This window comes from Streptomyces sp. NPDC004667, assembly GCF_040609475.1.
Lineage (GTDB): Bacteria > Actinomycetota > Actinomycetes > Streptomycetales > Streptomycetaceae > Streptomyces.
The window spans coordinates 1-7065 of record NZ_JBEXKC010000169.1 but is presented as its reverse complement, the minus strand read 5'-3'; the positions used below and the strand labels follow the sequence as shown (position 1 = coordinate 7065).

The window sequence follows — 7065 nt, the reverse complement described above, 5'->3', positions numbered from 1 at the left end:
GCGCGCCTGGGAAGAGGACCTCCTCGCTGCGCTCGGAGGGGTCCCGCTCTGCGGGACCAAGGCCTGGCCCTTCGGGCCAGGGGTCCCGGGCGCTGCGCGCCCGGGGAGAAACCCCTCGCTGCGCTTGGGGAGCCTGCTTCGTGGCCAGTAGCCGGGCCCTTGGGGCCCGGGGGCCCAAGCGCTGCGCGCTTGGGAAGAGACCCCCTCGCTGAGCTTGGGGGGTCCGCTCTGCGGACCGTTGCCTGGCCTTCAGCCAGGTGTTCAGGCGCTGCGCGCCTGAGAAAGAGCCGCCTCGCAGCGCTCGGCGGGGCCCCGCTTCGCAGCACTCGGGCAGAGACCCTCCTCGCTGCGCTCGGGGGGAGGTCCGCTTCGTGGACTGTGGCTTGGCTCTTAGGCCCGGGGGTTCTGGGCGCTGTGCGCCTCGGAGGGGTTGGCTGCGCCGGCGGATGCCCGGCTCTTCGAGCAGGGCTCACCTCCGCTTCGCTCCGGTGTGGCTCTCGCTTTGCCCGGGTCAGGTCCGCTTCGCGGATCGTTGCCTGGCCTTCGGCCAGGTGTCCGGGCGGTGTATGCCTGTGAAGAAACCTGCCTTGCTCCGCTAGGCAGGGTCCGCTTGGCGGACTGTGGCCCTGGTCTCAGGCCAGGACCCCAGGCGTTGCGAACCCGGGTAGGGACGGCCTCGCTGGGTTCGGCGGGGCTACGTCCTACCTAAGCCCGGTTTTGGGAGCTTCTCTACTTGGTTCTGAGGGCGTCAGACCTGCTGTTCATTGAAGAGCCGTTGAGCGGGGGTGTGGGTTTGCCCCTGTTCAGCAGACCTTGCTGTGTTCCGCTCCAATGCGTGGAGCATGTTGAAACCAGCTTCTTCTGGGGCCGGGTAGCCCACCTGTTGGAGGCTGTCCGGTGCAGTCAAGTTTGGGGTGCTTTGGTTCCAGGTGTGCCCTGAAAGTCTGGTTTCTGAGGGTTTTTGATGTGTTCTGGAACGAGGCTGGGCTGAAGAGTTGTTGTGCGGTTTCCATCAGTCGAGGGCTGGGTGGTGTTCCTGATCGGGAGTCAGGTGTGGTTAAACCATGGCTTTAGTTGGTGGCTCGAGCTTTGAGTGCAGGTTTGGAGGTGTGTGGTTGACCTGGGGTGTTGCTGTTTTGGGTTGGTCATATCGGGGGTTGTTCGACGTTGAGGTGAGTTGTGGTCGAGGGGAGGTGGAGTGGGAAGCGAGAGTGTTAACGGCGTTAAGGGTGTCTGGGTGCAATGCTTCAAAGTGTTCTGGAGATAGAGATAGGAATCAGTCAGATTCTGCGCGGTTATGGACACTGTGTCCGGTACAGGGACTTGGGGTGGTTCAGGTGTCGGGGTGTCAGGAAACGAGGGCTCAGAGCCGGTTGGTGACGGCGTTGGGTGCGTGAAGCGCGGCAGCTGACGGCCTATAGAGAGTACGGATATGCGTTGCCGCAGGTCAGGCGGGGTGCACGGGGAAAGTTATGTCCCCTCAGAAGGGACATAACTCGGTCGATGTGTCGCTGGTGGGGGGACAGAGCGACTGCAAAACGTCAGCGAGGCTGACGCTTTTTGGGCTAAAACGTCGGGGATACTGACGTTTTAGCGGAGATACGCCCCCGAACTGCGTGAGCGGGCGGAGTGGTTGCGTCGTGGGCGCGCAGAGGGGGGCTGAAGGGGTCGTGGCCGAGATGTGTCCCTCCTGGGGGGACACAAGACACGCCGAACGTCAACGAGCGTGACATTAGTGTCACCCTTGTTGACATACTCTCTCTGCAGATCAACGAAGTGGAGAGCATCCTCGTGTCATCAGAGCCACAGCGCCGTCGGCCGAGTCCGTCGCGCGCGCCGCGTCCTGATCTCCCCGTTGATGACGCGATCTCGGCGTGGAGTCAGCCGCTGGCTCCGGTCAAGGATCTGGACAGCCTCGCGAGGCGGTATCCCAGTCGCAAGCTCACGCTGGACGGTGAGCGCAAGCCGCTGGAGTTCTACGGGACGCAGAGTCAGCCAAATGCGTTCTCCATGGACAGCCTTGAGTTCTTCCTGGTGATTGCCCAGTACTTCAGGGAAGCATTGCCCCTGAGGCTGATCCTGCTGCTGATCGCGTGCCAGCGAGCGGGGGGCCGGATTCCACTTACTCAGGAGGAGATGGCTACGATCCTGGACGTCAGCCGGACAAAGACGTCGGAGGCGCTGCACACTGTCATGTCTCATGGGATCGTCTTCAAGGTGCGGCGGGGCGTGTACCAGTTCAACCCGCCTTACAGTTACCGGGTGGCTGAGTTCATCCCGGGTACCGAGACGGCGGGTGAGTTCGTGAAGGTGGAGCAGCACAGCACCATCTCGCAGATTCGCAGCGATACGAGCCTGCCGGACCTGGTGCGGTTCCCGTCGCTGGACCACATGCGGCAGGCAATCGAGGAACTGCGGGCCGAACGGTCCAAGGAGCGCGCTGCGCGTCGGCTGAGCCGGGCGCAGCGCAAGGAAGAAGGGACAGCTCAGTGAGCACCTTGCGATTCGCTGCGGTCAACGCAGACGGGCTTCTCTCCGACCTCGACCTTCCGCCGGCCGCGTACCGCGTGCTGCTGAAGCTGCGTTCGCTGAGTGAGCCCGGGGGGCGGATCCTCATCGATCAGGCCACCATCGGGGGGCTGCTGGAGCTCAGCCGGCCGAGCGTGAACGCGGCGCTGCGGAGCCTGGAGCTCGCGAAGCTGGTGCGGAAGGTCAGGAACGGGGTCTATCAGATCAACCCGATGCTGGCGGGCTACAACTCCTTCGAGGACGCCGTCGCCGCGGTGAACGAGATGGCGCCCGAGGAGCGGCTGGACGCCCGGGGGTACGTGGCCAGTTACCACCAGGCGGTGGCGGAGTACCAGGACCAGCTGGCGGAGCAGCGGAAGAAGCGGGCGGCGCAGGCCGCCGCGAAGAAGGCTGCGGAGTCGAAGCGGCGGAGGACGTTGCACGCTGTGGGGTGAGCACCCGAAGGAGGGGCCCGCTGGGGGCTCCTGAGGGGGTTTTGAGAGTGTTGGAGGGTCCCGGGGTATCCCGGGACCCTCTGTGGTTTCCGGGGGCCGGAGAGGCGATTCTGTGGCTTCGGTGATTCCGGCTTGTGACTGAGTGCCCCAGTTGGCGAGCCTGAGCGCTTCGTGACGAGTCAGGGCCCGGCAGCCACGGACTTCGTTCGGGGCTGTGATTGCGCTCTCGGACTGGGGTGCTGCCGTAGACCCAGCCAGGGGCTGTCGGTATGAACCGGCGGTGTGTCAGACAGGTCAGAGGGTGCGGCTCCGCTCCCGTGATCAACAGTGACGGAGGGCGGTTCCTCGCCGAGAGACCCTCTTCCGTCTTCTGGAGTTGATCGTGACGTTCTCACTGTCGGAGGCCGCCGGCCGACCAGGCTCAGCGCGCAGGCATCGCCCCGGTTCGGCCGGGACTCGGAGCCGGGTGCTGACCGTGGCGGCCGGCGTGCTCTGCGCCGCAGTCGCGCCGGTGGCGCTGTCCGGGACCGCCCACGCCCAGGGCACCTGCTCAGTGTCCGGCCCCACCACCACCTGCACCTTCGCCTCCACCGGCGCCGAGCAGACGTTCACCGTGCCCAGCGGCGTCACGCAGGTCGACGTCACGGCGATCGGCGGCGGCGGCGGTGTGGAGGACAACGGCGTGAGCGGCGGCCGGGGCGCCCAGGTGTCCGGCACGCTCACCGGGCTGTCCGGTGGGCAGATCCTCTACGTCGAAGTCGGCGGCGCCGCCACCGGCTCGTGCGCCGGTGGCGCGCAGTGCGCCGGCGGCTTCAACGGCGGCGGCAGTACCCACTTCGGCGGCGGCGGTGGCGGAGCATCCGACGTCCGCACCCTGCCCAACACCACCCCCCTGACCACCACCGACTCCCGCCTCATCGTGGCCGCGGGCGGCGGCGGAGCCGGCTGGGCCGGCCAGTGCACCGGAAGCCCGGGCGGGGACGCCGGCCAGCCAGGCACCGACGCGACCTGCAACGGCGGCACCGGTGGCCGGGCGGGAACGTCCACCCAGGGTGGGACCGGCGGCACGGGCGGTGGCGGGGTGTTCGGCGGTGGGAACGGCGCGCTCGGTGCCGGCGGCACCGGCGGCGGCCCGGGCGCCTCCCTGACCGGTGGCGGCGGAGGCGGCGGCTACTACGGTGGTGGCGGAGGCGGCAACATCAACCCCTTCATCAGCCCGAGCGGCGGCGGGGGTGGCGGAGGCGGCGGTTCGTCCCTGGTCCCCGCCGGCGGCACCGGCCCCACCGTCACCAGCGCCGCGCCGGGCATCACCATCAGCTACACGACCCCGGGCAAGCCTGTGAGGACATCCCTGACCGCGATGCCCTCCCGCACCCGGGTCGGCCTTCCGATCGTGCTCAGCGACATCGTCTGCCCCGCGAGTACGGGCGCCACGACCAGGCCGACCGGCACCGTCACCTTCACCGACACCACCACCGGCAAGACCCTCGGCACCGGACGCCTGTTCTTGTCCCTCGGCAACTGCGCAGCGGCCGGCACCGTCACCGCCTTCCGCACCACCGGCACCCACACCATCACCGCCGTCTACAGCGGCGACACCGTCTACCAGAGCAACAGCGCCAGCCCCGAAACCACCACCGTGACGGTGACCGGCTGAGAACGCCGCACAAGCGCCCGCCCCGCCGTGGAGCGGGGCGGGCGCCGCGGTATCGCGCTCAGGTGGCAATCATCCGAACAGTCCCAGGTGCCGTCCGAGCTGAGCTTGAATTCCGCCGACTGAGCTGCTCAACCGTTAACTGAAGCGCTCAGTCGCACGACTGGTTCGGGGCTTTCGGGGGCGGCCGGTTTCAGAAGGCGATGTCGACGTAGTCGATGTCGGTGAACTCGACCAGGAGGCCGCCGGCGCGGGCGCCGTTGTCCTTGAAGTAGATCTCCTGGAGCGCTTCGGCGGTGATGTGGCGGAGCTGGTTCTCGGTGGCGCCGGTCTCCTGGGCGGCGAAGAGGCGGCCCGCGTACTCCGGGGGGAGGTGCTGGGTGATGCGGCGCATGCGGCCGTCGTCGGTGGTGCCGGGGGCCGCGGTGAAGCCGAAGCGGGCACGGGTCTCGATGACGAGTCCGGTGGTCCTGGAGGCCTGCTCCCGGGCGCGCTTGCGGACCAGGGGCTGCCAGCGGCGGCGTACTTCCGCTTCGAGTCGGGCGGCGAGTTCGGGCTTGGGCTGCTTGATCTGGTTCTTCACGTAGCGCTCGACGGTGCGCTGGGAGATGCCGAGGGTGGTGGCGACCGCCTTGGTGGATTTGAGCTGTTTGACGAGGAAGCGCATCTGGGCGCCCGCGGACTTGGGGACGGGGCGGGTGAAGTGGAGTTCGTCGGCCTTGGACAGGCTGTCGGAGATGTCGGACATGGATTACTCGCCGTCTGCTGCTGCGTCGTGGCCCTTGATGTGGCGGGCGGGGTTGAGGCCTTCGTCGAGCATCTGGACCGCCCAGAGGAGGGGCTGGGTGCCTTCGTGCTTGACCATGCCGGGGCTGACACCGAGGCGGAAGCCGCCGGGGAGGGGCTTGCCGTCCGGGGTGTGGGGGAGGAGGTCCAGGGGGCTGGGGCCGGGGGAGAGGTAGACCGCGCAGTCGGAGAGGACCGCGATGGGGTGGAGCCCGGCCGCCGTGGAGAGCTTGAGCATCTTGCGGTGCATGTTGACCCGGGCCGTGGAGATCACGGCGGCGCGGATGTCGGGACGCCAGGTGGGGCGTTCGAGCGCGGGCCAGGGTTCGCCCGGGCGGTAGCCGGCGCCCTGGGGGCGCTCGCGGAGCTTGCCGATGCCGCCCTTGACGGTGGCCTTGATCGCCGAGAGGACGGAGGCGGCGAGGGGGTCGTGCTGCTTGTGGGTGGCCATGGCCCGGAGGAACTCGGACTCGGTGAGCGAGGAGGTGACGCCGAGGTCGGCCATGGTGGCCATGTAGGCGTCGCGGAGGCGGGTGTACCAGGCGTCGAGGTACGGGCCGTGGTCCGGGCGGAGCCAGGCCTCGGTGGGGCGGACCTCGTGGCCGAGCTCCTGGGCGTAGGCGAGGGTCGGGGTCGCGTACCAGGCCGGTCCGGTGGGCGGCTTGCCGTGCGGGGTGAAGGGGCTGGGGAGGCGGGGGTCGTGGGGGAGGGAGGAGAGATCGGCCAGCCAGCAGCCGGGGGTCTTCGGGTCGAAGCGCGGGTGCGTGGTGTGGGCGGCGGGGCCCAGGCCGACGGTGAGGCGGTTCGCGGCGGCGGCGAAGGCCATGTTCACGTCGAGGCCTACCGCGTGGGTGGCGGCGCATTCGGCGTCGGTGAGGAGCTCCGGGTCGCGGATCCAGTCGTACGCCTCTTCGTCGAGGACCTGGTCCGGGGTGCGCTGGTGGGAGCGGGGGTACAGGGCGGCGACCACCGGGTGCTCGTCGGGGGCCTCCGGGGGGGCCGGGTCGACGGGGCGGGTGAGGGAGCCGGCGACGGGGGCGGACTCCCAGGTGTTGGTCTCGGGGTTGCGCGCGGCACGGGTGGGGGGACGCAGCGCCGTCATGAGTTCCAGGCCCGTCACGGCGGTGGAGCCGCGGGGGGTCAGGAGGCGGGTGGCGTAGGCGGTGAGCAGTTCGGCGAGTTCCGGGGCGGGGAGGTCGGCGGTGTCCTCGCCCCAGGCGCGGCTGTCGAGGGCGCCCCAGGGGAGGACGGCGAGCTGGACGCACTGGCGGCCGGAGGTGGGGGAGGCCGGGCGGTAGATGCGGGGCCAGGGGCCGAAGCCGCGGCGGGTGAGCTGCCACTTGGCCTTGGTGAGCTGCTTGATGACGGGGTGGTTGTCCGGGAGGCGCAGGGCGCGGCGGTCTTCGAGGGCGAGGGGGAGACCGAGGCGTTCCGCGGCGGGAGCGGTGAGCACGAGGAGGGGGTCGCCGTCCTTGCCGTTGCGGTGGAGGCGGGGGGCGCGGAGGTCGGCGTCGGGGCCGAGGGCCCAGGTGATGAGGGCGGGGAGGTCGGAGGTGGGGTGGGGGAGGAGGACGCCGCCCGCCGCGTGGGCGTGGCCGGTGCCGTCCAGGACGGCGAGGGGGCCGTTGCCTTCGAGGGGGTGGGGGGGTCGCTTGGGGGAGG

General features: G+C 69.3%; 5 protein-coding genes. 3 read left to right on the top strand and 2 right to left on the bottom strand.

Annotated elements, in window-relative coordinates; genetic code table 11:
- Positions 1-1776 precede the first annotated feature (1776 nt).
- The 3 genes from ABZW32_RS38325 to ABZW32_RS38315 all read left to right on the top strand — a co-directional run bounded on the left by ABZW32_RS38325 (position 1777) and on the right by ABZW32_RS38315 (position 4620).
- On the top strand, positions 1777-2493 hold the full coding sequence (locus tag ABZW32_RS38325; RefSeq protein ID WP_030242136.1) for a hypothetical protein: 717 nt from the start codon (positions 1777-1779) through the stop codon (positions 2491-2493).
- On the top strand, positions 2490-2963 hold the full coding sequence (locus ABZW32_RS38320) for a hypothetical protein (RefSeq protein ID WP_030242142.1): 474 nt from the start codon (positions 2490-2492) through the stop codon (positions 2961-2963). The genes ABZW32_RS38325 and ABZW32_RS38320 overlap by 4 nt, the downstream gene beginning before the upstream one ends.
- 487 nt (positions 2964-3450) lie before the next feature.
- Positions 3451-4620 (top strand): Ig-like domain repeat protein, encoded by a 1170-nt coding sequence (locus ABZW32_RS38315; RefSeq protein WP_356225333.1) that lies wholly within the window; start codon positions 3451-3453, stop codon positions 4618-4620.
- 190 nt (positions 4621-4810) lie between these two features.
- Here the strand turns inward: ABZW32_RS38315 and ABZW32_RS38310 are convergent, their stop codons facing one another.
- Together ABZW32_RS38310 and ABZW32_RS38305 are read right to left on the bottom strand one after the other, a co-directional pair.
- Positions 4811-5365 (bottom strand): XRE family transcriptional regulator, encoded by a 555-nt coding sequence (locus ABZW32_RS38310; protein ID WP_331733671.1) that lies wholly within the window; start codon positions 5363-5365, stop codon positions 4811-4813.
- 3 nt (positions 5366-5368) lie between these two features.
- On the bottom strand, positions 5369-7065 hold a 1697-nt coding region (locus ABZW32_RS38305; protein WP_356225331.1), incomplete at its 5' end, for a transcriptional regulator.

Coding starts and splice junctions, on each gene's coding strand:
- ABZW32_RS38310 (WP_331733671.1), bottom strand. CDS start 5,365: ATGTCCGACATCTCCGACAGCCTGTCCAAGGCCGACGAACTCCACTTC.